Below are 23,951 nucleotides of genomic sequence, written 5' to 3' on the forward strand. Positions count from 1 at the left end.
ATTTCTGTTTTCGTAATAAACCCTGTTTTATTATAACAAACTAAACCTTCCTCACCAATTATAGTGCTTAACCAAAAATAAACATTTGCCTAATTAAGCCATAAAACATTAATAAGAAATAAAGACAAAAGAAAACAAAAAACTGAAAACGCCATACACCTTTAAGAACCTTTTGAATATGTATATCTTCGTACTTTCTCCAATGAAGAAAGGTAAAGGCAATAGCAGTAGAAAGTATAAATAAAATAATAATTAAACTAAAGTTAATCGTCCAAATTTCTAAAATGATAAAATACACTGCTATTATAAACAATATAGCTGTACTATCGACAGCTAACTTTAAAGATAAGGGCTTGTTGTTAGATGCTTTTACCGCAACAAGGTAAACGACAAATAATCCGATGATAGGAATTGTAATTATAGTAGTTGCTATAATTACAACTAATTCTGAGAAAATATTCATTTTTCATTCTCCTTCTCCAAACCGACTATTGATTGATGAATAAATTTCGTTAATGGTACATGTACACCCTCTTTATTTGCTTTTTCAATAACGTAGCCTGAGATGGAAGTGATTTCTGTTTTCCTACGATTTACTATGTCTAAATACATGGATGATTGATTCTCTGAAGTATTTTTTATAACTTGAATTACATTCTCCCATTCACTTTCAGGTAACTTTAAAACAGCTATACCTTCTTTAAAGATATCCTTAGCATTTCGGAAAAAAAATTGATTGGAAAGTAACTCTCCATTTTTCACTCTATATATAGCTGTTAAAGGATTTATTACAAGATTCATCAAAAGTTTTCTTTTCATCAACCATTCTATGTTATCTACTTCATAAATAGGGAAGTGTGGATCATAACTGACTAAGGAGGAAAGCATCATGGAAGAACATTTCCAATTACCTACTTCTATTGTACCAAACCCAGTATGTTGAACAGAATAATCGTTTAGTTTTTTTGCACCATGAGTAACTACCCCTCCAATAATAGGTGAACTACAGTACATTTGTGCTTTTTCTAGATGCCCCATACCATTTTGCAAAAATACTACTGGTGGAACCTTCTTAAAGGATTTAAGTCTTTCAAAGAATGAGGACAGCGTTGTTTGTTTTAACGCTACGATAAACAAATCAACATGACTAAAATCCTCCGTGAATACTTTTACATCAACGTTCACTTTTAAATACTCATCGTTATGCTGTAAAAGAAAAAGTCCTTCATTATATAAGCTATTTCTCTGCTTCTCTGTTCTCGTTACTACCGTTACTTCGTGCCCACTCCTAACTAAAAAATGTGCTAAAAGTAAGCCTATTGCTCCACTACCAATAATGGCGATCTTTATTTTTATCACCCTCACTACTTATTTTTCTATATTTTATCACAACCCATAAGAATTCCGGCACGTGAGTTAAGAGTTTTTTTCATTTCTTTTTGTTCTTATTTAAATTATAATAATTTATAGACTATACATTCAGTTATTATATTCTGTAGTGGAGGGATCACATTGGTAGGACAACAAGTTGTAAGGTTAAAGGTGAACTTCAAGACACTAGAGGACTTTGAAAATTTCAGAGAATACGGAATACAAGAGCTATCAATGAAAGAGGATTTGGAAGAAAATATTATAGAAAATGATAGCGAATCCCCTTTTTACGGTATTTATTTTGGCAATAAACTTGTAGGGCGAATGAGCCTGTATAAAATTAATAAAAAATTTGATCGATATTTCGATCCTCCTCAAGACTATTTCGAATTATGGAAATTAGAAGTACTTCCTGCGTATCAAGGAAAAGGAATAGGGAAAAGCCTAGTAGATTATGCAAAAAGCTTAGGGTTACCTATCAAAACTAATGCTAGACAACAATCTGACGAGTATTGGAGAAAGATGGGATTTGAAGCTCTCACATATCAATCAGAACGTGATCGTGGAGAAAACCCATATGTATGGTTCCCTAAAGGGGTAAAAGAGCAGCTTACGCAAGAAGATGAATAACAGAACAATGTAAATAAGAAAAGCGCAAGGCGTCCCAATTACGCCTAAGTACAGCCCACGTCCTGTAGGCAACGGCGTAATGTCGACATCCTGTCTCCGGCGACAAGCAAATGTTCTGTCCAATAAAAAGTGCGATCTTACACTTTTAATCGGGCAGGTTATTTGACCTCGAGCCGATGGCGCATGGAGCTAGACAACTTTCAAAGTGAAAATTTTATGCTATCATATCTTTCCATAAAAAATATCCACCATAGCTGGTGGATATTTTTTACTTCACAGAAAGTTGATTTCGTTTCGTTGCTCGTTCCATTACGTTGATCATTAATTGATAGTCATTTTTTATAATTTCATACTCATGTCTCAAACGTGTAAGTTCTTCTTCCAGCCTCTTATTTTCCTCTAAAAGTTCATCATAATCTTTACCCGAAGCTACTCCATTAGCTTTTTGTTGACTAACAACTAGTTCTTCTTTTTTTGAAAGAAGAAATTGTACCATCTCATCTACTGTTTTTAAAACAGTCGTTTCATCTTTAGCCCCGTTAAGCTTCTTGGATACTACAAGTTTATCATCTGATGTTGGAAGGTATTCCTCTTTCTTTACATGCTTTCTTTGTTTTTTCGCAAGTTGAATGGCAGATTCATACTTTTTACGAATAGAAGAATTCCAGCGAAAACCACAAGCTGCTGGTGTTCGGGATAACTTTTCTCCCACTTCTTCGAATGCAGCTAGCTGTGTGCCACCCTCTCTTATATGCCGAAGTACCACCTCAGCTAATAATAAATCTTCATCCTGATTCCATGCATCCTGTCTAACCAACGAACTTATCCCTCCTTCTTCATTTATCATCTAATATGTATGCAATTAGTAGATAAGATAGACTAATTTCTAGAAATAGTATGAACCTTTATCATTAAATGCATTCTAATGAAGGTATTCATTGGTTTCTCACTTCAAATTGCTCCTTGCACCACGGAGGATGAAAATATTCTACCAAGATAGTTCATCGTTACAGACAGGCACATTCTCCACAGGCATAAGCGCGACTTCTGTTCATACTTCACAGTGTCTTCTTTGCCGCTTGCAATGCCTCAGCCTCCACACTATATATTATGTATACTGCTAAAATACATGGTCCTGTCTCTGCTTCTACAAGTATTGCTCTGTTGTTATATGCCTCGAGACAACTCGAAGTTTATTCGTGAAGAATATGCTCGTCGTTAGAGTCGTCGTCCTTCACTACTGAAACAGTCTATTTTTAGGGTAGATTACGGCATACGTTTTATTAGCCAGCGTTTACTTTCTTTTCGTTAAAAATTGACTGACAGCTTCGTGATGTTGTTGTGTTTCCCATAGACTAGCACACGCCTCTACTTCTTTGTCCATTGATAGAAACAAATCTTTTTTCTCTAAGTCATTTAATAATACTGACTTATATGCTTGTATTACCTCTTTAGAAGACCACATATTTGCCCATTTATCTATGTCTGATATGTCATTAACAATACTATGAATAAACCCTAATTCATGTGCTTCCTCCATAGTGTATCGACTAGCACTAGCTAACATTGTTAAGGCTGTTGTGGCTCCTACTCTATTCTTTAATAATGATGCACCACCCCACCCAGTCGTGATATGAAGATCCCCTTGTATAAAGCCTATTACTCCATTCTTCATAGACATTCGATAATCAGTTGCACTTGCTATCTCAGCTCCTCCACCTACTGCAGTTCCATTTAAAAAAGAAACAGTAATTGCCGGAAAAGTAACAATTGATTTTAGAACTTCACTCATTGGTTGGAGCATTGTTAGGGCTTCTTCCATCGTCTTTAATCCGTGAAAGCTTTTGAGGTCACCACCACTACAAAATGCTTCACCTTCCCCCCGTAAAATGAGTACACAAACAGAATGATCTTCTTTTAATTGTGAAAGGCAAGTTGATAGCTGATTGATAGTAGAAAAACTAATAGCATTTCTTTTTCTTGGTTGATTAAAAATTATTTCAGCTACTTTTTCTGATCGTTTTTGACAAATGATTGACAACTACTACACCACTTTTCTTTTAAATAACCATCCCTGAAAATAACTGTTATCAAAGTTAATAGTATTAGCGAATAAAGGTCAGGTTAAACATTCGTTCCACCTCACTTAGCTTTCACCACAAGGGTATAAGCGCGACATCTGTTCTGCTTCACTACGTTCCGCAATCACAGTGTCTTCTTTACCGCGGACGACCTGCCAAGCCTCCTCGGTCGTTCTACTCCCTGCGGTGTCTCGTCTAGCTCGTTCTTCCGCAGGGAGTCTCGTGGGATTCCACTCATTCCAATCGGATTAAAATTAATTTTCATTCTCCATGGTGCAAATTTTTCCACTTGCATCGAGGTCTACCCTGAAAATAAGAAGCGTTCTAGAAGCCCGGAAAACAGTGAAAAAAGCAAATGCGGGATGAATGAAGCCGATATTCTTCCCGCAAACGGTATGAGATTGGAATTGCGGGAAGGTAGTATACTTTAGAAAGAACATTTTCATCCTCCATGGTGCAAATCTTCACTTGCATCGAGGTCTACCCTGAAAATAAAGCAGTTCAGGAGAGAAAGGCGTAAGCTTACATTAATAAACGTAAAAAACAGGAAGGATTCCCCTTCCTGTTTTTATCAAAACTATTTGTTTACAACATCTTCACCTTTGTATGATCCACATTCTTTACATACGCGGTGTGATAATTTCATTTCACCACAATTAGGACATTTCACCATACCAGGCACACGTAGTTTAATGTGTGTACGACGCATTCTTTTTTTCGTTTTACTTGTTCGTCTAAAAGGTACTGCCATGAGTCCCACCTCCTTGAAGATATTTAAATCACATGCTGAGAACTTCAGGTCATGTTATTTTTCATTGTCGAAGAACTTTTCAAGCTCTTTTAAGCGAGGATCGATCTTTCCCTTTTCCTCTTCTTTCGTTCGTAGCTCCCATCCTTTACCTGAAGCAGGAGCTAAACTTTCGTCCTTATCACTAAAGACTCTTAAAGGTTTTTCTAACAAAATTCTCTCTTTTACATACGGCAATAAGTTTATCGTGTTGTTTTCAATGTCATGAACCTCTTCTTCCTCTTCAAAAATACCTCGATCATTTAGACGAAATATTTCAATAGCTTCAATTGTAAAGGGATACTCTACATCATTTAACGTACGAGCACACGGTAATATCATCGTTCCACTGATACGTAGTTGAAAAGTAACTGCTTTACTTGAAAAAAAGGCATCCCCCGTTACTTGAACCGGGCTAATGTCACGAATTTCACGATCTACTTCTTTTACTTCACTTACATCAACAGATTCATCAATATGCAACCCATTTTCTTTATGGGTTAATAGCTGTTGAACCAACCATTTCATAGGTTTTTCACCTCAAGACAACAAATGTAATTATATCTTTCACAATTTCTTTTGTCAAGATAAATTCTTTACAACAAATTCTTTTTCCACTAGTTTGTAGAATAACATAAAAACAATTGAAAATAAACAACCGTAATTTTAACTGTGTCCAATTAAAAGTTGTTAATAAAAATATTTATTATTCTATTTTTCATAAAACTAAGGTAAAAATACATACAGTGTGTATAAATATTTTACAAATCTGTATACAATGGCATTATAGAATAAAAAAATCAAACAATATTGAAATTTCGAGAGGAGTATACAGGATGAATATTCTTGGAATCGTTGTAGAGTATAACCCCTTTCATTATGGACATTATTATCATTTACATACATCGATTAAAAAAGCAAAGGCAGATATTACAATTGCGGTAATGAGTGGCTCCTTTCTTCAACGTGGAGAACCTGCAATTACAGATAAATGGGCACGGACTCAAATGGCTTTACATAATGGGGTAGACCTTGTCATAGAGCTTCCTTATATATACTCAACACAAAAGGCAGAAATATTTTCAGATGGAGCCGTGAGCATTCTAGATTCAATAGGAGTGAATCACCTTTGTTTTGGTAGTGAATACGGAGAAATAGGCGCTTTTTTAGAAACAGTAGACAAAGTTAATGAACATGAAGACGAGCTCGATAGTCTTATTCAAAAAAACATTCGTTACGGCGTTAGCTATCCTAAAGCATTTTCTAACGCATTTAAGACTTTATTTCAAACTGAAAAAATGGTGGATTTAAGTCAACCTAATAACATACTTGGCTATCATTATGTGAAATCAATTAAGAAGCTTTCTTCACCAATAACCCCTCTAACTATTCAAAGAGAAAAAGCAAATTTTCATGATACATTTTTTATTAAAGGGGAAAAAATAGCTAGTGCTACTTCCATTCGGAAAAATTTAATTGTTGAAAGAAAACAAATTAATGAAATTTATGACTATTTACCTAAGGAAACATTTGATCAATTATCCGAGCATAAAAAAAAATTAGGAAAATTCACAAGTTGGGAGTTATATTTCCCATATATTCAACATCAAATACTTACTGCATCAGCTACTGAATTAAGTTACATATACGAATGTGAAGAAGGTATAGAACACCGATTAAAAAAAATGATAATGAAAGCTTCTTCTTTTCATGAGCTTATGGAATTAGTAAAAACGAAGCGTTATACATGGACAAGAATTCAGCGTCTCTTCGTTCACATTTTAATGAATACAACAAAGGAATTTATGAAGGCTTATTGTACTCCTTTAAATCCACCTTATATTAGAGTATTAGGAATGACAGACGAAGGAAGAGCATATTTATCAGCTGAAAAAAAACGATTTCCTATCCCTCTAATTACAAGAGCAAAGGAATATGACCATCCTGTTTTGGAGAAAGATACATTAGCTAGCCAAATACATTCTCTACCATTCAGTAAAGAACATTCCCTCCAACAAGAGTATAAAGCTATTCCAATTCAATATAATAAAAATCTTCATTCTAATTTTTAATATTAAAACCCTAGCTTCGATCTTGAACCGAAAGCTAGGGTTTTAGGTTGTCTGAGTATTTATTTTGACGGAAGCTCCTCTAAAAATTCAAGGGCTTCTTCAAAAGTATCAATCGGAACTACAATCATATCTGTCCTAAGAGACTCTGCAGTTTCTTTTGCTATTTCATAATTGGAGCCTGAAGCTCCCCCTTCATGAGGCGCAAAGAAGTAATCTGCATCTGCATTGTGTGAAGCTAGTACTTTTTGCTTCACACCACCTATTCTACCAACAATTCCTTGTTCGTTAATCGCGCCAGTTCCTGCAATTTGATACCCTTTTGTTATATCCGCTTCCGTTAATTGATTATATATCTCTAACGAGAACATCAACCCAGCAGAAGGGCCACCAATTCGATTTGTATCAATAGTTACTTCTGGGTCCCTTACTAATTCCCGATCTGTTACAGGTTGTGCAATACCAATACCTACCCTTTCACCAGTATCATCATATTCCTCTGGAAAACTCATTACTTCAACCGTTACATCTTGAACAGTATCGTCTCGTTCGATTGTAAAAGTAACTTGGTCACCAAGGATATAATCGGATAAAACCTCTAATAATTTACTATGGTCCAATACTTCCTGTCCATTAACAGCTTTGATCTTATCCCCCATTTGAAGTTTTCCTTCTGCATCCATTTCAGGAATAACACCAGTAACATATACTCCATGATTTTCAAAGTAAGCTGTTTTCCCAGCATGCTCGTATGCTACAAGAACAGCTAAATCTTGTGAACTAGTCATTGCCATTAACTGTCGATGTCGATATTCCTCATCCGTTTCACCTGGAGGGCGAACTTGTTCCTCGGGAATTATCTCCCGTTGATCACTAAATAATGCCCAAACATAATTAACAACATTCGCTTGTCCCATTCTAACTGTCGTAAGCATAAAGGACCCTTCGTATTCATTTCTATCTTCCACTTCAACTACATCTGTTAAAACGAGTGCATCCCCAGGTACTGTAAAATAATAAGGAAGTTGATAAAAGTTAATAAACAATAAAATGATAATTAAGATTACCCACCTTATATAACCTTGATTTCGTTTTTTTCCATTATCATTAAACTTATGAATCATTTTTTCTCCCCTTCCAATTCTCTATCTTCTTTTTTAGTTCTTTTATGTGCTTTTCCGTCTCTTTTTCTCCAATTTCTATCGTGTCAAGTACATTGACGAATTGTGTAGATTTAATATGAGATAACATAGGACGAATCATTATATCTGAGTGGATATCTCTAGAACGACTTAATTCTCTTTCCATAATATCCATACTTTGCGTAATAACATCGTAGATGGAGGTGATCTCTTCCTTTTGATAAAAATAAGAGACATCTGATGCAATAATAATATCAGCACCCATTTCTTTTACAACAGAGACAGGGACACGATCAACTACCCCTCCATCAACGTATAGTTTTCCGTTTATTGTTTCCGGTACCATTATACCTGGTATTGCAATGCTAGCTCGAACAGCTTGACTGATTTCCCCTGTTTTGAAAACAACTTTTTTCCCCTTAAGTAATTCCGTTGCAACTACAGCAACTTCTGGTTTAAGGTCCTCTAATTGTTTATTGTTTACAAGCATTTGAACTAACTGCTTCGCTTTATCGCCTTTTACAAATCCCATTTTTGGAACAGTAAAATCGAAAAGGTATTTTCTTCTGAATTGAATAGCCATTTTTTCTAACATGGAAGGTTCATACCCTGCCCCATATAATACACCAATTAATGCTCCCATGCTACTTCCAGCAATATAGTCAATCTTAATTCCATTATCCTTCAATACTTTTAGGACTCCAACGTGAGCAAATCCTCTTGAACCTCCAGAACCAAGAGCCAATCCAATTTTGGGATTCATCTAAATCCTTCACTCCTTTTTAACTCACTTTATTGAAATTGGTCTAATCTTTCTTTGATTACGTATATTTGAATGAGGACAAGTTTATGATTCTAGTTTGAAAAGGAGTACATCAATGAGAATAAATGCCTCACTAATGAAGACGATATTATACGGGAGTACAACATCCTTCTTAGCTATATCATTTATGATTTTTCCTAAAGAAGCATATGAAGCATCCATACGTGGCTTAAACATGTGGTGGGATGTAGTCTTTCCATCCTTACTGCCTTTTTTTATAATATCGGAATTTTTAATTCGGTTTGGCGTTGTATCTTTTATTGGTGCATTATTTGAACCAATTATGCGACCACTTTTTCGTGTGCCAGGTTCCGGTGGATTTGTATGGGCTATGGGACTTGCATCTGGGTTCCCTGCTGGCGCCAAACTGACTGCTAGGCTACGACAAGATAAAAAAATAACTGCTATTGAAGGGGAGAGACTCGTTTCTTTTTCAAATGCATCCAATCCCCTGTTTATATTCGGAGCCATTTCTGTAGGGTTTTTTCACAATGCTGCATTAGGGATTGTCTTAGCAACAGCTCATTACGCAGGAAATATTATCGTAGGTTTAACAATGAGATTTCACCGAATACAGGAAGAACAAGATGAACGTAAGTCAAAAACTTCTCAGCCATTTTCTCTTTCTTATGCCATTCACCTTATGCATGAAGAAAGGTTAAAGGATACTCGACCATTTGGTAAACTAATGGGGGATGCTATTCATTCTGCTATACAAACCTTATTAATGATTGGTGGATTCATTATTCTCTTTTCTGTATTAAATCAGATATTAGAGCTAATTAACATTTCCATTCTTATTAGTTTTTTTACTACTATTATTCTTACGTCTATTCAAATGCCAATAGAATTAAGTCCAGCGATTATTTCAGGTATATTTGAAATAACATTAGGAAGTCAAATGGTTAGTCAAACAAAGGAAGCAACACTCTTACAGCAGTCCATTATAGTTAGCTTTATATTAGCCTTCAATGGACTTAGCGTTCAAGCTCAAGTGGCTAGTATTATTGCAGACACAGATATACGCTTCCAACCATTTTTCTTAGCCCGTTGCTTCCATGGATTTGTATCTGCTTGTATCACCTTCTTTGCTTTTCAATGGCTTTACATTGATGAATCCTCCAAAGGAGAGGTGCAGCCAGTGTTTAATCATGATTCCATTTCTAATTTATTTGTTAATCAGTTGGAATGGCTTCTTCAATGGGGAAGTCTCATTACATTAACCTCTCTACTTGCGTGGGTCATTCTACTACTTCATAAACATAAGCAAGTATAAAAATAAGAAAAGCGCAAGGCGCGCCAATGAACGAGCTAGACGAGACACCGCAGGGAGTGGAACGACCGAGGAGGATTGGCAGGTCGTCCGCGGTAAAGAAGACACTGTGATTGAGAACGAAGTGAAGCAGAGCAGATGTCGCACTTATACCCTTGTGGTGAAAGCGAAGTGTGATGGAACGAATGATTAACCTGCTCTTTATTTGTTAATACTTATAAGTTCGATAACAGTTATTTTCAGGGTAGACTTCACATGCAAGTGGAATTTGCACCATGGGGGATGAAAATTACTCATTTGGAAGTTCATCCGTTCTATGCGGAAGCTTTCCGCGGGCAATGCCTCAGCCTCCACACTATACAATTTGTATACTGCTAAAGTAAATGGGCCTGTCTCTGCCTCTGCAAGTGTTGCTCTGTTGTTATATGCGTCGAGACAACTCGTAGTTTATTCGTGAAGCATATGCTCGTCGCTGGAGTCACCGCATTCCACTCCTGAACGGTTCTATTTTCAGGGTAGACCTAAAATACAAGAAAATATTTGCACCATGAGGTATGAAAGTATTCTTTCAATAGGTGTTCATCCGTTAGTTTGAAAAAGCATACTTTTTCCTTAATGCTTCTTCTACAATTTCTGGAACTAGATCATTTACCGATGCGTGGTATTTCGCCAGCTCCTTTACAATGCTAGAGCTTAAGTAAGAATAGTTATTATTTGTCATCATAAAAAATGTTTCTACATCTTCATCTAATTTTCGATTAATGGAGGCCATTTGCAATTCATATTCAAAGTCTGATACTGCTCGAAGACCTTTTATAATGGCGTTAGCCTTCTTTTTCTTCACATAATCAATCAATAATCCATTGAAATGATCTACCTCTACATTTGGAATCTCTTTAGTCGTTTGTTTAAGTAATTCTATTCGTTCTTCAATCGTGAATAAAGGCTGCTTATTTCTATTATGAAGAACAGATACAATTACTTTATCAAAAACTTTTGAACCTCTTGTAATAATATCTAAATGACCTAAGGTTACAGGGTCAAAGCTACCTGGGCATACAGCGATGCTTCCCATCTTCCCTTCCTCCTTTTTACTTATAGTGAAATATGGAGATCACTGTATCCCCATAGCGTTCTTCCTTTATCTTTTCAAAATTAGTGTATGAATTGGTTAAATTAACATCCACTACATGCTCAACAACAATTGTACCTGAAGGCGCCAGTAAGCTATTTGTATCTATAAAAGCTATTTCATCGTCCAATCGTTGTTTTGCATATGGAGGATCTAAAAATATCAAGTCAAATTGAATATCTTTTTTCTGAACTGCTTTTAATGCTCTAGTTGACTCAGTTCTATAGACCTCTGTAACATCCTCAAATTTACATGTTTTTAAATTCATATGTATTGTTTCTATTGCCTTACGATCTCGATCAACAAGAATAGCATGCTCCATCCCTCTACTTAATGCCTCAATGGAAATAGAACCACTCCCTGCATATAAATCAAGCATTTTACCACCGTTAAAATACGGGCCAACCATATTAAAGATTGATTCTTTCACTTTATCCGTTGTTGGTCTTGTTGACTGTCCAGGAACAGCCTTAAGGTGCAGTCCCTTTCTCTTACCACTAATTACTCTCATATTATCTCACCTAAACATAAAAATTTAATCTTAATATCCTTCATATCCTATCATAAATAATTAAAAAGAGAAAATCTTTAAGTGAATAACGTGTCTAAAAATTCAAACTCTTTTTATTGACGTATAAAGTCCTGTTAGTCGTCCATAATAAAAGTAGCAACATCAATAACATGTTGCTGACAACCGCGGAGAAGGCTTACGTTTCCCCATAAGTTCTTCCTCCGGTTTCTCCTCTCCCATAGCCTTGGCAGCAAAGGAAAAGGGTATAACCTTCTTCTAGTTGCCATAAGGCAGCCCGCAGATTATTCTGCGGGCATTTTTTTGTGTATGAAATACTCTATTTGAAAAATAAGCTAGACACCCTTTTGTCTCATCTTCATTTTGGGCATGATCTTTATTTTTACAATAATGGCATTTGAAATTAAAAGAATACAAGAAGCGATAAATAAACTTCTAATTCCTGTAAATGATGCTAAAGCTCCCCCTAGTATAGGACCGAGCATATTTCCTAAGTACATGGCACTATTTGAAAATCCGTATGTTCTACTCTCCATCCCTTCTGGAGCTAAATATCGTATTAACGTATTTATTGAAGGTAAGAGTCCACCTAATGATAATCCTAAAAGGAACCTGAAGATAATTAATTGCCAATAGCTTTGAACAAAAGCTTGGGGTAGTGTTACGAGTGCAGCAAAAATTAATGCACATAGTAAAACGTAATGAGGCCCTTTTCGATCACTTAGTTTACCTAAGAAAGGACTTGCAGACATATTCGCAATACCCATAATAGACATAGCTAACCCAGCAAAGAAAGCTACATTTTGTGAAGGAGTAAGTTCTTGTACAAATATGGACAAAAGAGGGTTAATTCCAATGAGTGCGCATTGAACAATAAAGAAAACAAAAAAAAGGGCAAGAATAGGAGACGTAGATACAATTTTCCTGAAATCTTGTAGCGTATTTGTTTTTACTTTTTCTTCTTTCTTTGTAAAGTTCTCTTTAACCAAAACCAATACAACAATTGCAGCTATAAGAATAGCAATTCCGGTAAAATAAAAAATCATACGAAAGCCCATATAATCAGCCATAACTCCACCTAATAAAGGGCCAAAAATACTGCCTGCTACAGCACCTGCCTGTAACATTCCTAAAGAATAACCCAGTTCTTTTTTAGGTGTACTCATGGACATTAGTGCAATTGCTGCTGGAATGAAGCCAGAAATCATTCCATTTAATAGACGCAATAATAATAACGACCAAGGTCCAGTTGCAAAGCCTGTCAAAGTGATTACAATAGCCATACCAAAGCCTGATCTTAATAACATTAGCTTACGGCCGTGGGAGTCCGCCAACCTTCCCCATAAAGGTGAAAATAAAAAAGCGGTCACAAAATTAGCACCAAAAATAATACCTGACCAGCGACTTACCGCTTGTGGATCTGTAACACCTAGATCTTGTAGATATAAAGGTAAAAAAGGAATGATCATTGTCATGGAGCCCATTACAAAAAACTGACACACCATCAAAATGTATAAATTCCGCTTCCATTGCTTCATTTTGCCACATCCTCTATTACCTATTATATATTTCGATATACGAAATTTTCAAGAGAACAATGAATAAATCACTTCTTAGTTTATAGTGAATTATCTTATTTGAGGCTTTTTTTAATCTAATGGGTACTTTTTATTACAAAGATTGGTTAGGTACTTAATTTAGTGGGTATAACGGAGAAAAAATGTTGTTTCCTAATTAGAAGATAGAGAATTGCGCGGGTTGCATTGCTAATTGCGCCGGTTCATGCCTTTATTGCGCCATGTGCTTCCTTTATTGCGCCATGTCCATAACTTTGCCATATTTAATTGCAGCCTACAAAATATTGAACTTTTATTAAACATATTTCAATAAAAATAACTCTCAACAAATAGTTGAGAGCTTAAATACCCATCTTATAATCAAATTCCTTCTCTTTTTCTGGAACTGTATTTTGATATTCTGTTTTAATCCACGGTCTCATCGACATTGTAACTTCTTTTACAAAATGTAGAGACTGTAATTTTTCCATCGTTTCTTCTGCCTTTTCTTCGTCGCAATACATCACAACATATTTCATCTTTCTTGAAACATAATGGATATTCCCAAAACGTTTAAGCTGCTTCACTTGCTTTAACGATTGTATCCATATAGCTAGTCCCACACGATTCCCAACCATATTTGTTTCTCCTTTTTTCCATTGAACTTTGCCACAAGTCTAGCATGAACTCATCATTAATGCAATATGAAAAGCGAAGAGCACCATGAATCACCCACAACCACAGCTCCCACCTGATCCGCAACCTCCAGATCCACAGCCCCCTTGATCAAAAAAGGGATTTCCTGTTGGAACCTTTATATGGGGGGAAACAGCATTTGCAATTATTTGACTCAATTCAACAAGCAATTGATGAAGCTCATTCTCTGCTTCCTTATACGCTGAAATGACAGAGTGTGTATCCAACTTCCTTTTCCATTCACGTACATCCTTAGAAACCTGGTCAAAATCTGGATGGTACTTACCAAAGCGTTGCACTTCCTCATATTTTTCCTTCAAAGTTTGGAAATGCTTAATCATTGATTGGGCTTCTTTATTTTTTTCCATCGTACTCTTTGCGTCTATATATTTATGAAATACTTCTGAAGAAGTAATAAATTCACTGAAATTATCAGTATGTTGGAGTATGTCTACATTTGTCATTATTTTTGTAACCACACTATCACCTCCATCAAACATTATAACATGATTATGTTGTTTTCATAACTTATAACTTATTTATTATTTTATGGTAAGTACTTTCGTCTCTTTTTCAGGATGGAGTATTGCTAGCCTTTTAATTTGCTGAAGATTAATGTGATGCCCCTTATACGTAATTGCCACTGACTCATTTGGTTTAAACTTAAGTGTATTTATTTCAGCAACAAACTTCATATTATCTACATCTTCAATTAGAATTGGGAGCTTTAATGCTTGGCTTTGCCTTATTAATCGAGCAATCATATTTTCTTTATACATCATTAACTGAAAGGATGTTTCCGGTAGCTGATTTACTTCTCTCCATTCATTAGGAACCATCTTTTTAGGACTATTAATGTTAAATTTATTCATTTCCTTGCTATCAGTTGCAAGAGTCTCCGCTTCCTTAATAGGAAGAGAAGCAGACTTTACGTATTTTTCCCATTGAATAACACTTGATTGAGACACAAAAATACCACTTTCGTGAATGAAAAATTCCCCTCCATTCAAAAATTTCTTGGCAGACTTCCCCAACTCTTTTAACAATGTAGGTGACTTCACTTCATAAAGGACAAAGTGATTTCTTTTAACTAAAAGTGTAGGATCCTCCCACATTTTCTCTAATTGCTCCCTTTGTTGTTCGTTAGGAACAGGAAGCAGCTCACTTGTTTTTTTCCAAAGCCTCACAGAAACCTTCATCTTTTTGCTTTTTTCTATCGTTACTGGGGAAATACTAACTTGTAACATTTGACCTACACTTAGGACTTCACTAATTACAAGTATCCTCCATATAGTAACAAGAGGAAGCTTTGTAGATACGAGCCATTGAAAACCTTGTAGATGAATGATTTCTTCTGTTAGTTCACCAAAAAACAGTGAACTGTCCTGCCCCTCACTAGTGGATATAAGTAAATCATTATCCTCTAATTGTTTAACTATACATTGATTTAATTTTTCTTCTTCCTCTAGTTGAATAGGTGATCCCCATATAATTTTTTTTACAAATAAAGGTGAATAAGGTCCACTATGTTGTAGCATATTTTGAAAAAATTGAAATGCGTAATATTCAACGAAGTCATCTGGATTATTCTCGAGACTATTGCAGACATCATTTACATTCATATTTTGCATAATTTCAGCTGCTTTTTCACTAAACCATTTATTCATAGCTGCATCTAAATCATGATTTAGATCCTTCGAACCTTCTTGTATTTGATGATGTAAATAAAGCAATAGTAACATTTGAAAAAGCTTTATATTAAAGAAGCTTAATTTTTTATTATTTAAACGCAATTTATTATTTTTATTTTTTTCTTCATTTAAAATATGCAAATCTAGCTCCCTTGGTATTACATAATAAACTTTTCCTTTATCTATTAATTCAAACATGAGATCCTTTTGCATAAGCCTATTCATCGTGGAATAGTAAAAGTATGGACCAAATTGGTTTATCCCTAATTCATCTACAACACTTTTTTTCTTATTAATAACTAAAGAAAGCCACTCTAATACTTTTTTCTCTTCGTCAGTTAAATTTTCATATGCGTTTGAAATATCTATCTTATATTTTTCATCTTGTAAAATTTGATTCAAATGATTAATGAACATGTAGACCACTCTTCCCATGAATAAGAATATCCTTGTTCAACCATAAATAGTTGACGATGTGACGCCACTTCTTCTTCCTTTGTCATCGGAGTAACAATTGTATAAAAATATACTGATTCATTATTTTTTTTTGGACGGAGTAATCGCCCAATTCTTTGTGCCTCTTCTTGTCTTGAACCGTAAGTTCCAGAAACTTGAATTGCAACATTTGCATCAGGTAAATCTACAGCCATATTCGCGATTTTACTTAATACGAGTACTTTTTGTTTTCCTTCTTTAAACTGAGTATACATTTCCTGACGTTCTTTTTTAGAAGTTTTACCGGTTAATAATGGAAGCGAAAAGGTATTAGCTATTATGTTAAGTTGATCCAAGTATTGACCAATAATAATAATGGAGTCACCTTTATGATCGTGTAATAATTTATCCACTACATTTATCTTTCCTTTATTCTCACTAGCATATCGAAAGCGTTCTCTTTTTGATAAGGAAAGAAAATGTGCCCATTGCTTTTCATTAAAGGGGGTTTTAATTTCTTTACATATTGGGCGAGCAATCCAATTGTTTTGTTCTAATAGGGAAATACCTACTTCGTATCGTTTAGGTCCTATTAAACTGTATATATCCCCTTCCTTCCCATCCTCTCTTACAAATGTGGCCGTAAGACCCAATCTTCGCTTTCCCTGTAGTTTAGACGTTAATCGAAATAAAGGAGCAGGTAATAAGTGAACTTCATCATAGATAACTAAGCCCCAAGATCGTTTATGAAATAGAGAGAAATGGGGGAATTTGCTATCACTGTTCCCTTGATATGTTAACATTTGATATGTTGTAATAGTTACTTCTTTCACTTCCTTTTTCTCCCTAGTATACCTTCCAACTTGCGATTTATTTAGCGTCGTTTTTTCTAATAGTTCTTCGTACCACTGTTGTAATGATGTATCATTTGGTACTAGTATTAATGTCTCTTCTTTTATTTGTTCTAATACACCTAAACCTACTACCGTTTTACCAGATCCACAAGGAAGTATGATAAAGCCGTTCCCTTCATTAACACCCTTTTGTTGTATAAAAGAACTTACAGCTTCCTTCTGATATGGTCTTAACGAAACGTTTCGTTGTAGAGATATAGATAACGATTTTCCAGTTTCATAACCTAAACAATCGATAACAGAATAACCTTTATCCATTAATTGCTGTTTTATTAATCCCCTTTCAGCTAAGGAAATTGGAGTATATTCTCTATCTCCATTTTTGTAAATACTATAATTCTTTCTGTCTTTTTGAAAAAGCTCTTTCATTAATCCTTCTTGCGACGAGGTAAGGCATGGGCCAAATTCTTTATGATTTATTAACTGAAACTTGCCATTTTTACCTTCCCATTCTTCCAATTGGATTGAAAAACGATCTGGTAAACGTATCCCTGAAAAAGTTTCTAGGAACTCCTTTATTTCATTTAATGAAATCCCTTGCTCCCGTGCATACCAAAAAGAAAAGGGAGACAATTCATACATATGTAAACTTGAAGGAGTTTTCTTTAACTGAGCAAACTCGCTTAAAAATGGTTGAACTATTTTAGCTTCGGGATGAGTTGAACGAAAAAAAATAACTCCATTATTTTGGATGAGTAATGGCATTTCCTTTACTGAAGTCATTACCTATACCTCCATTCTTTTTAACCACTCCTTAATGTCTGCTTCCTTTTATTTCTCTATACAAAAAAGTGCCAAAAACTATCTTTCTAGTCTTTTTGGCACAAGATTGAATTAACCCTTATTATTAAATTGTTTCATCATTTCGAGCATCATGACAGCCATATTCATACTATTTTGAAGTCGATCCATTCGCTGCGGAAACGTTTTTCCGTGGAATATTTTCGCTTCCTTTTCCATTTCTTTAAGTGAAAATGGGTTTCTAGATAATTTCCGATACCACATCGGATTATAGCGTAAGAAACGATGGAGATCCGGTTGACTACGGACGTAATTATACACTTCTGTTCTCACTTCTATCTCCCCCAATTACTAATCATCATAAAATGAGAATGGAGTGTTTGATTGCTGTTGTTCATTATTATTTGAAGGTGGTGTTTGATCGTCATTTTGTTTAAACTGGCTTAATAATTCTTGAACTGAAACTAGTACACCACTAAATTGGGATAAATGCTGCTGAAGATCATTAAAATTTAATTTCTTCAACATTGCTAACATGTCTTGATAACTTAGATTTGACTTTTTATCTTTACTACTTTTATCTTTTTCTTCTTGATCATCCTCATTAGTTTCTTCCTCTGCTTCTTCCTCTGCTTCTTCCTCTACTTCCTCGTTTCGGTACGTTTCCCATATATCATCCTCTTCACCAAAAAGCAACCATTCTTCAAAGAGATCTTGAAGTGTTTTATCTCCATCTTTTACACCTTTTAAAACATGGGGATTATTTTTTACAAAAGCTTTAAATTTTTTTACATCTGGATGCAGTGATTTACTCACGTCTCACACCTCCTAGTCATATGACTAGATTTTCCCTTACTACATCATATCCGTAAAAACTGTAAGCCGTGCGCCCAATTTACCAAGGTACAATAAAGTTTTGTGTATAATAGTTTCGATATACACCAACTCCTAAATGCGTAAAGCGTTCGTCTAACAAATTTACCCTGTGACCTTCACTGTTTAGCCATCCTTCAACCGCTTCAATGGCATCTACATAATTGGCCGCAATGTTTTCAGCAGCTAACTGGTATGAAATAAATTCAGACTCTAGTCGATCTTTTAACTCGCCAGAATTTGGTGAGGTATGGGAGAAAAAATTGTTTGTATTCATATCTTCACTGTGAAGAAGAGCAACATATGCTGTAGTTTCATCCCATTCTACAGGAGGTAGCTCGTGATTTTTTCGTATATCATTTGTCAAATCAAAAATTTGCAATGCTTGACCTTCTTGTATTTTTCCCCATTCATTCTCACTGTGCTCACTAACTTCCGGAAGTTTACCACGATAGACGATAGAATATGGACGATGTAGTAATAACGTTTCTTCATCTATATAGCGTATGGAGGACAATTTCTCTGTGTGCGTATCAAAATAAAATTGTACCCAAACATTTCCAAGTGGTGCGAGAGGGCGCATTTTAAGATCATCCTCTCTCAATTCAAACTTATAGGAACTATTATCACTTCGTAAGGAAACATCACTTTTAAACTCATATTGACTCATCACTTCATCATAAGTATCTCCAATACGAATATGAGCAGTATCTGCAGATGCGTCATTTGTGTAAACAGACACAATAACGTTATTTCCAACTCCGAATTGTAAATAAATAGATGATTCTTTATATATCCACCATTCATAACCATACTGACTCATATCTATCCTTGACGGTTCTCCAAAATATTCGATTAGATCTTCTTCACTTTGACCTATCCATTGATGTAGCCCTTCAACCACCTCAACTTCATTTGAATTGAAGGAAGAATTATTATTTTGCTCTTCATTATCACCTTTTACATTTAAATCTGCAGCTAGCCGATCACTTTTCAATTGTTCTTCAACACTTTCATTATCTTCATAAATAAAAAAGTAAAAAAAACCTACAAACAGGAAAAATCCTACTAACACTGTCATTAAACCTCTCATCGTTGACGTATCTCCCCTCAAAGTAAACTCTGCTATATGCTTTTCTACAATGGACAAATACGTTCCTGCTTCTCAACAATGAATCTAACAAATCGAAAGAATTTCTATAATTTCTACAAAATTCTCTAAAATTAGTTTGCAGTAATAATAATATACCTTGAATAAAAGATAATAATTTCAAATAAGAAAAGCGCAATGCGCCCCAATTCCGCCTAAGTACAGCCTACGTCCTGTAGGCAACGGCGTAATATCGACATCCTGTCTCCCACCGATATGCAAATGTTCTGGCCGTTAAAAAGTGCTTTTTACTTTTTATGCGGACAGGTTATTTGACACGAGGTAATGGCGCATGGAGCTAGCCGTTTTTGAAAAAGTTGTCCACTTGAGGGAATTTTATAAATTCATAAACAATAAAAAAACTGTCAAAAATCAGATGTTTTTTGACAGTTTTTAAAAGTTTTATCATATTCTTTATTAAGTTAATGTCTGTATTAATGGTGATATTGCTGGTGCTCTGAGATCTCGGATAGCGCAAAACCAGCTTCATCCTCTGTCGAGGAATGAATGGCAAGATCCCCTAACGAACAAATTCCAACTAAGTTGCCGTTATCTACAATAGGTAAACGACGAATTTGTTTCTCTGCCATCATTTTGGCAGCTTCATCTACACTCATATCTGGGGTAGCCGTTAGTAATTGTTCACTCATTACATCCGTCACTTGTGTAGAATTAGGTTTCTTCTCAGCAACTCCACGAATAACAATGTCACGATCAGTAATAAGGCCTAACAGCTTCTTACCTTCACAAATTGGAATAGCCCCAACATCGTATTGCTTCATCTTTACTGCTGCTTCATAAACATTATCTTCTGGCTTACAAACTTCCACTTCATCAGTCATAATGTCACGTAACATTTTCATAATAATCCCTCCATGTATCCTTATTACTTTTCTAATGTACCCGTTTTCGACAAAATTATTCATTTAAATGCTAATCGTCTTTTCTTTTTTTTACATTTGTGATTTTTTAAGCCAGAAATAACTAACATTCTAAATAAAAAATATTAATAAACCCCTTAATACAGATATCTTTTCTTTGCATCTAATGTGATTTCGTAATATCATTAGAAATGATGATATCTGATTGCTAGGAGGTAAAGAAAAATGAAATTTGAAGAAACAGAGCTTGAAGGATTAAGTATTGAATTTCATGCACTTGAAGAAATAATGGAAAATGCAGGGTTCCACTCTGTATATGATTATGAAAGAGTTACCTTTGATTATAAAATTGTTGATAACGTTCGTGATCACGTTTATTATTTTCGTGTTCAAGCGTTCGCTGTTGAAGGAGAAGTTCCTAATCCTCACAGTATCGTCAAAGTATTTAAGCTTATATTAGGAAAGCATTACTATCCACATGGGGTCGAGTATGACGAAGACTTCCCTAAAACAATCGTGGATAAATGTAAAAAGAAAATTGAATTAATTAAAGAACAAATTAAAAGCGAAGCAATTTAATTTTTCTACATATGTATTAGTGACAGAAAGATAACAATACTGCATTATTCGCTTTCACTCTTATAGTGAAAATATTAAAAAATAAAATGCTTTCGTCTAGGTCATTATTACATGTGCCTAGGATCTCGAAGGCATTTCTTTTTTATTAATTACAATTTTTACAAGTGATCCTCAGGCAAACAACCTGGGAATTTAGTTAATCCAATTGGAATGAGTGGAATCAAACGAGACACCACAAAGAGCAAACCAAGATGGTAGGATTACGCCGTTGCCCTAATCGACGACATCTGTTCATGTTTCACAGTGTCTTCTTTAGACACGGCCTCAGCCTTCTATTAATCATCTTTACACTGTTAAAGTAACATATTCCTGTCTCTTACTCTGCTAGTATTGCTCTCGCGATAATTACGTCGAGACAACTCGTAGTGGATTCGTGAAGTAAATGCTCATCGGTCGCTTTTCATAATAAAAGTAAGTGAAAATAGGTCTTTTATAAATTAAAGTGTTAATAAAGTTTTCTTATATTTCACTGTTATTACCTTCGTTTTCATAATATAATGAATGTAAGCAAGCTGTTGGAAGGGAAGGACTATAAATTGACATCATCGACTGTAAAAAAATATACGTATATTATTTTAGGCATTATTTTAATTGGATTATTAGCTTATTTTATATTACCCGTCTCTGTACCGATCATCACAGCACTTATTACAGCATTATTTCTAGCTCCAGCAGTAACAATTCTCATACAACGATTAAAGTTATCAAGAAGTATTTCTGTATTTATCGTGTTCATTGCGTTCTTAATACTTCTTGTAGTTATAGCTTATTTTTTACTTACAAAAGCAATAACACAACTAGCTGGTTTTGTTGAAAATTTACCTGGCACAATAAACGAAATATACATTGCTTGGAATAACTTTTTAAATAATTTACGAGTGCAAATGCCTCAATATAGTGAAATCGTTGATGATATAGATACTCAAGTAACAAATACTTTCTTTACATTAAGAGAAAATATGGCCAACATCGATATTATCGGCCATGTAACAAGTATTTTAGTTAAAATTCCAGCATACATTGTATCCCTATTAGTTTACTTAATATCCCTCTATTTGTTCCTGTTAGAACTTCCGAGATTAAAGACGAAATTACTAGGATACATGACAGAAAAAACAGCTGATAAGGTTAAATTTATGTCATCTCGTTTATCATACGTCATCTTTGGATTTTTTAAAGCACAGTTTTTAGTTAGCGTCATAATTTTTATCGTAACCTTTATCGGCTTACTTATCATTGCACCAGAGGTTGCATTTATTATGTCTATCATTATTTGGGTCATTGATTTCATACCGATCATTGGTTCTATTGCGGTTCTAGCACCTTGGGCATTATATTATCTCGTTGCAGGTAATCCAGCCATGGGAATTCAGTTACTAGTTTTAGCTGCCATTTTATTAACGATAAGACGTACAGTGGAACCAAAGGTAATGGGGCATCACATTGGTTTATCACCTCTTGCTACTTTAATTTCACTTTATATTGGATTACAGCTTTTAGGCATTCTTGGCTTTATATTAGGACCATTAATTGTTATCCTATTTACTAGTGCAAAGGAAGCTGGGATTATCAAACTTAACTTTAAAATATAGTCTCTTGAATGGTTTTTATTAAGTAGGATTCTGAGAAAATCCTTCTACGGTAAAAAGACCTCCTTCAAATAAAAAAATGAAGGAGGTCTTTTTTGTATCTGATGCCATAATTCTTTTACATAATGAATTTCCTTGAACCATTTGTCTTTACCCTAAAATAGCTCTAAATAAATTGGTCGTTTCTCCTGGAGAATAGATTACATAAAGCATAAAATAAACAGCTATCCCTGTAGAGGCAGAAAAAAACCAAATGATCGATGTAATAGGGCCTAGTTTCTTATGTAATCGTAAGCTATTTTTATATCCAGTTATAAGAGCAGTAATACCCAGAACTGCAGCTATGGTTGCCAATGTTATATGAATAATTAAAAAGATTTGATAGAAAAAGCGTATTTCATCAGGGCCTCCAAAAGATGTACTCCCAATAAAGAACGTTTTAGATAGATAAGTAATAAAAAATATGGTTGCCAAAACTGCTGCCCAAAACATCGTTTTCTTATGCAATTCAATCTTCCGTTTACCTATAAAATACCAACCGAAAGCTACAAATATAGCACTTAATGCAATAAATATTGTACTAATAAATGGTAAAAATGTTGCCACGTCTATTTCATTCCTTCCTATTTCTTTTAGTTTTACATATGAGTCAATTTCATAATTCACTATTTCATTCTAAAATCACGAACACTTATTCAAAATGTTTATTTTTTATTCGATCTCCGCTTCAGACGTGTCAATTACGCCTAAGTACCGCCTACGTCCTGTAGGCAACGGCGTAATGTCGCCATCCTAGCTCCGGGCACGGCTTCAACTCCACACAAGACATCTTGTATTCATCTAAAGCTTATGCTCGTCGCTAGAGTCGACGTCTTCCTCTGCAATCGAAAATAATGTTTGTCTTTTTCAACAATATTTCATTTATGAAATTCATTCATATAAATTATAT

The 23,951-nt window shown here is 34.8% G+C and carries 26 protein-coding genes; 5 read left to right on the forward strand and 21 right to left on the reverse strand.

Annotated features, from left to right (window positions below; all coding sequences use genetic code 11):
* Positions 1 to 67 precede the first annotated feature (67 nt).
* Positions 68 to 463, reverse strand: coding sequence for a DUF3397 domain-containing protein (locus QA612_RS12435; protein WP_278284140.1), 396 nt, complete (start codon positions 461 to 463; stop codon positions 68 to 70).
* Positions 460 to 1,359, reverse strand: coding sequence for a 2-dehydropantoate 2-reductase (locus tag QA612_RS12440; protein WP_278284141.1), 900 nt, complete (start codon positions 1,357 to 1,359; stop codon positions 460 to 462). The genes QA612_RS12435 and QA612_RS12440 overlap by 4 nt, the downstream gene beginning before the upstream one ends.
* 153 nt (positions 1,360 to 1,512) lie before the next feature.
* Between QA612_RS12440 and QA612_RS12445 the strand changes: the two genes are divergently transcribed.
* Positions 1,513 to 2,001, forward strand: a complete 489-nt coding sequence (locus tag QA612_RS12445) for an N-acetyltransferase (RefSeq protein WP_278284142.1) — start codon at positions 1,513 to 1,515, stop codon at positions 1,999 to 2,001.
* 268 nt (positions 2,002 to 2,269) lie between these two features.
* On the opposite strand, the gene QA612_RS12450 is transcribed toward QA612_RS12445, so the two are convergent.
* The 5 genes from QA612_RS12450 to QA612_RS12470 all read right to left on the reverse strand — a co-directional run bounded on the left by QA612_RS12450 (position 2,270) and on the right by QA612_RS12470 (position 5,397).
* Positions 2,270 to 2,848, reverse strand: a complete 579-nt coding sequence (locus tag QA612_RS12450) for an RsfA family transcriptional regulator (RefSeq protein WP_481804438.1) — start codon at positions 2,846 to 2,848, stop codon at positions 2,270 to 2,272.
* 447 nt (positions 2,849 to 3,295) lie between these two features.
* Positions 3,296 to 4,042, reverse strand: coding sequence for an enoyl-CoA hydratase/isomerase family protein (locus QA612_RS12455; RefSeq protein ID WP_278284144.1), 747 nt, complete (start codon positions 4,040 to 4,042; stop codon positions 3,296 to 3,298).
* A gap of 294 nt (positions 4,043 to 4,336) precedes the next feature.
* Positions 4,337 to 4,522, reverse strand: coding sequence for a hypothetical protein (locus QA612_RS12460; protein ID WP_278284145.1), 186 nt, complete (start codon positions 4,520 to 4,522; stop codon positions 4,337 to 4,339).
* Positions 4,523 to 4,659: 137 nt separating this feature from the next.
* Positions 4,660 to 4,833 (reverse strand): 50S ribosomal protein L32, encoded by a 174-nt coding sequence (gene rpmF / locus QA612_RS12465; protein WP_088075815.1) that lies wholly within the window; start codon positions 4,831 to 4,833, stop codon positions 4,660 to 4,662.
* Positions 4,834 to 4,887: 54 nt separating this feature from the next.
* The gene (locus QA612_RS12470; protein WP_278284146.1) at positions 4,888 to 5,397 is read right to left on the reverse strand and encodes a YceD family protein; all 510 of its coding nucleotides are present in this window, start codon (positions 5,395 to 5,397) and stop codon (positions 4,888 to 4,890) included.
* Positions 5,398 to 5,705: 308 nt separating this feature from the next.
* On the opposite strand from QA612_RS12470, the gene QA612_RS12475 reads away from it, so the two are divergent.
* Positions 5,706 to 6,941 (forward strand): nucleotidyltransferase, encoded by a 1,236-nt coding sequence (locus QA612_RS12475; RefSeq protein WP_278284147.1) that lies wholly within the window; start codon positions 5,706 to 5,708, stop codon positions 6,939 to 6,941.
* Between the two features lie 59 nt (positions 6,942 to 7,000).
* Here QA612_RS12475 and QA612_RS12480 read toward each other — a convergent pair whose 3' ends face one another.
* Both QA612_RS12480 and QA612_RS12485 read right to left on the reverse strand, forming a co-directional pair.
* Complete coding sequence (locus QA612_RS12480) at positions 7,001 to 8,062, reverse strand: SepM family pheromone-processing serine protease (protein ID WP_278284148.1); 1,062 nt, start codon at positions 8,060 to 8,062, stop codon at positions 7,001 to 7,003.
* On the reverse strand, positions 8,052 to 8,843 hold the full coding sequence (locus tag QA612_RS12485; RefSeq protein ID WP_278284149.1) for a patatin-like phospholipase family protein: 792 nt from the start codon (positions 8,841 to 8,843) through the stop codon (positions 8,052 to 8,054). Before QA612_RS12485 ends, QA612_RS12480 begins: the two co-directional genes overlap by 11 nt.
* A gap of 115 nt (positions 8,844 to 8,958) precedes the next feature.
* Here QA612_RS12485 and ylbJ point away from each other — a divergent pair, with 115 nt between their 5' ends.
* Entirely contained in the window at positions 8,959 to 10,179 is a 1,221-nt protein-coding gene (gene ylbJ, locus QA612_RS12490; RefSeq protein ID WP_278284150.1) for a sporulation integral membrane protein YlbJ, read from the forward strand.
* Between the two features lie 583 nt (positions 10,180 to 10,762).
* On the opposite strand, the gene coaD is transcribed toward ylbJ, so the two are convergent.
* From coaD to QA612_RS12545, 11 genes are all read right to left on the reverse strand, one after another.
* Positions 10,763 to 11,251 (reverse strand): pantetheine-phosphate adenylyltransferase, encoded by a 489-nt coding sequence (gene coaD, locus QA612_RS12495; protein WP_278284151.1) that lies wholly within the window; start codon positions 11,249 to 11,251, stop codon positions 10,763 to 10,765.
* Positions 11,252 to 11,267: 16 nt separating this feature from the next.
* Positions 11,268 to 11,819, reverse strand: coding sequence for a 16S rRNA (guanine(966)-N(2))-methyltransferase RsmD (gene rsmD, locus QA612_RS12500; RefSeq protein WP_278284152.1), 552 nt, complete (start codon positions 11,817 to 11,819; stop codon positions 11,268 to 11,270).
* Between the two features lie 353 nt (positions 11,820 to 12,172).
* Complete coding sequence (locus QA612_RS12505; RefSeq protein WP_278284153.1) at positions 12,173 to 13,375, reverse strand: MFS transporter; 1,203 nt, start codon at positions 13,373 to 13,375, stop codon at positions 12,173 to 12,175.
* Positions 13,376 to 13,755: 380 nt separating this feature from the next.
* Positions 13,756 to 14,031: a YlbG family protein gene (locus QA612_RS12510; RefSeq protein WP_278284154.1), complete on the reverse strand. Its 276-nt coding sequence runs from the start codon at positions 14,029 to 14,031 to the stop codon at positions 13,756 to 13,758.
* A gap of 90 nt (positions 14,032 to 14,121) precedes the next feature.
* Positions 14,122 to 14,568 carry a YlbF/YmcA family competence regulator gene (locus tag QA612_RS12515; protein WP_278284155.1) on the reverse strand — a complete coding sequence of 149 codons (447 nt, stop codon included), beginning with the start codon at positions 14,566 to 14,568 and terminating at the stop codon, positions 14,122 to 14,124.
* A gap of 63 nt (positions 14,569 to 14,631) precedes the next feature.
* Positions 14,632 to 16,197, reverse strand: coding sequence for a hypothetical protein (locus tag QA612_RS12520; RefSeq protein ID WP_278284156.1), 1,566 nt, complete (start codon positions 16,195 to 16,197; stop codon positions 14,632 to 14,634).
* A complete protein-coding gene (locus QA612_RS12525; protein ID WP_278284157.1) occupies positions 16,179 to 17,852 on the reverse strand; it encodes a DNA repair helicase XPB in 1,674 nt (557 codons plus the stop codon). The genes QA612_RS12520 and QA612_RS12525 overlap by 19 nt, the downstream gene beginning before the upstream one ends.
* 111 nt (positions 17,853 to 17,963) lie before the next feature.
* Positions 17,964 to 18,203: a YlbE-like family protein gene (locus QA612_RS12530; RefSeq protein ID WP_278284158.1), complete on the reverse strand. Its 240-nt coding sequence runs from the start codon at positions 18,201 to 18,203 to the stop codon at positions 17,964 to 17,966.
* Positions 18,204 to 18,221: 18 nt separating this feature from the next.
* A complete protein-coding gene (ylbD, locus tag QA612_RS12535) occupies positions 18,222 to 18,686 on the reverse strand; it encodes a spore coat protein YlbD (protein ID WP_278284159.1) in 465 nt (154 codons plus the stop codon).
* Positions 18,687 to 18,765: 79 nt separating this feature from the next.
* Positions 18,766 to 19,893, reverse strand: a complete 1,128-nt coding sequence (locus tag QA612_RS12540) for a CAP domain-containing protein (protein ID WP_278284160.1) — start codon at positions 19,891 to 19,893, stop codon at positions 18,766 to 18,768.
* A gap of 434 nt (positions 19,894 to 20,327) precedes the next feature.
* On the reverse strand, positions 20,328 to 20,756 hold the full coding sequence (locus tag QA612_RS12545; protein WP_278284161.1) for a CBS domain-containing protein: 429 nt from the start codon (positions 20,754 to 20,756) through the stop codon (positions 20,328 to 20,330).
* A 243-nt stretch (positions 20,757 to 20,999) separates the two neighbouring features.
* Between QA612_RS12545 and QA612_RS12550 the strand changes: the two genes are divergently transcribed.
* On the forward strand, positions 21,000 to 21,353 hold the full coding sequence (locus QA612_RS12550) for a YugN family protein (protein ID WP_278284162.1): 354 nt from the start codon (positions 21,000 to 21,002) through the stop codon (positions 21,351 to 21,353).
* Between the two features lie 596 nt (positions 21,354 to 21,949).
* Positions 21,950 to 23,005, forward strand: coding sequence for a sporulation integral membrane protein YtvI (ytvI, locus tag QA612_RS12555; RefSeq protein ID WP_278284163.1), 1,056 nt, complete (start codon positions 21,950 to 21,952; stop codon positions 23,003 to 23,005).
* A 147-nt stretch (positions 23,006 to 23,152) separates the two neighbouring features.
* Here the strand turns inward: ytvI and QA612_RS12560 are convergent, their stop codons facing one another.
* Positions 23,153 to 23,608, reverse strand: a complete 456-nt coding sequence (locus tag QA612_RS12560; RefSeq protein ID WP_278284169.1) for a DUF420 domain-containing protein — start codon at positions 23,606 to 23,608, stop codon at positions 23,153 to 23,155.
* Between the last annotated feature and the right edge of the window lie 343 nt (positions 23,609 to 23,951).

The organism is Evansella sp. AB-P1 (assembly GCF_029688925.1).
Classification (GTDB): domain Bacteria; phylum Bacillota; class Bacilli; order Bacillales; family Salisediminibacteriaceae; genus Evansella.

Bases quoted from the DNA above. Each gene is read 5' to 3' on its own strand.
- QA612_RS12435 (WP_278284140.1), bottom strand. From the start codon at position 463: ATGAATATTTTCTCAGAATTAGTTGTAATTATAGCAACTACTATAATT.
- QA612_RS12450 (WP_481804438.1), bottom strand. From the start codon at position 2,848: ATGATAAATGAAGAAGGAGGGATAAGTTCGTTGGTTAGACAGGATGCA.
- QA612_RS12460 (WP_278284145.1), bottom strand. From the start codon at position 4,522: ATGTTCTTTCTAAAGTATACTACCTTCCCGCAATTCCAATCTCATACC.
- rpmF (WP_088075815.1), bottom strand. From the start codon at position 4,833: ATGGCAGTACCTTTTAGACGAACAAGTAAAACGAAAAAAAGAATGCGT.
- QA612_RS12470 (WP_278284146.1), bottom strand. From the start codon at position 5,397: ATGAAATGGTTGGTTCAACAGCTATTAACCCATAAAGAAAATGGGTTG.
- QA612_RS12475 (WP_278284147.1), top strand. From the start codon at position 5,706: ATGAATATTCTTGGAATCGTTGTAGAGTATAACCCCTTTCATTATGGA.
- QA612_RS12480 (WP_278284148.1), bottom strand. From the start codon at position 8,062: ATGATTCATAAGTTTAATGATAATGGAAAAAAACGAAATCAAGGTTAT.
- QA612_RS12485 (WP_278284149.1), bottom strand. From the start codon at position 8,843: ATGAATCCCAAAATTGGATTGGCTCTTGGTTCTGGAGGTTCAAGAGGA.
- ylbJ (WP_278284150.1), top strand. From the start codon at position 8,959: ATGAGAATAAATGCCTCACTAATGAAGACGATATTATACGGGAGTACA.
- coaD (WP_278284151.1), bottom strand. From the start codon at position 11,251: ATGGGAAGCATCGCTGTATGCCCAGGTAGCTTTGACCCTGTAACCTTA.
- rsmD (WP_278284152.1), bottom strand. From the start codon at position 11,819: ATGAGAGTAATTAGTGGTAAGAGAAAGGGACTGCACCTTAAGGCTGTT.
- QA612_RS12505 (WP_278284153.1), bottom strand. From the start codon at position 13,375: ATGAAGCAATGGAAGCGGAATTTATACATTTTGATGGTGTGTCAGTTT.
- QA612_RS12510 (WP_278284154.1), bottom strand. From the start codon at position 14,031: ATGGTTGGGAATCGTGTGGGACTAGCTATATGGATACAATCGTTAAAG.
- QA612_RS12520 (WP_278284156.1), bottom strand. From the start codon at position 16,197: ATGTTCATTAATCATTTGAATCAAATTTTACAAGATGAAAAATATAAG.
- QA612_RS12525 (WP_278284157.1), bottom strand. From the start codon at position 17,852: ATGACTTCAGTAAAGGAAATGCCATTACTCATCCAAAATAATGGAGTT.
- QA612_RS12545 (WP_278284161.1), bottom strand. From the start codon at position 20,756: ATGAAAATGTTACGTGACATTATGACTGATGAAGTGGAAGTTTGTAAG.
- QA612_RS12550 (WP_278284162.1), top strand. From the start codon at position 21,000: ATGAAATTTGAAGAAACAGAGCTTGAAGGATTAAGTATTGAATTTCAT.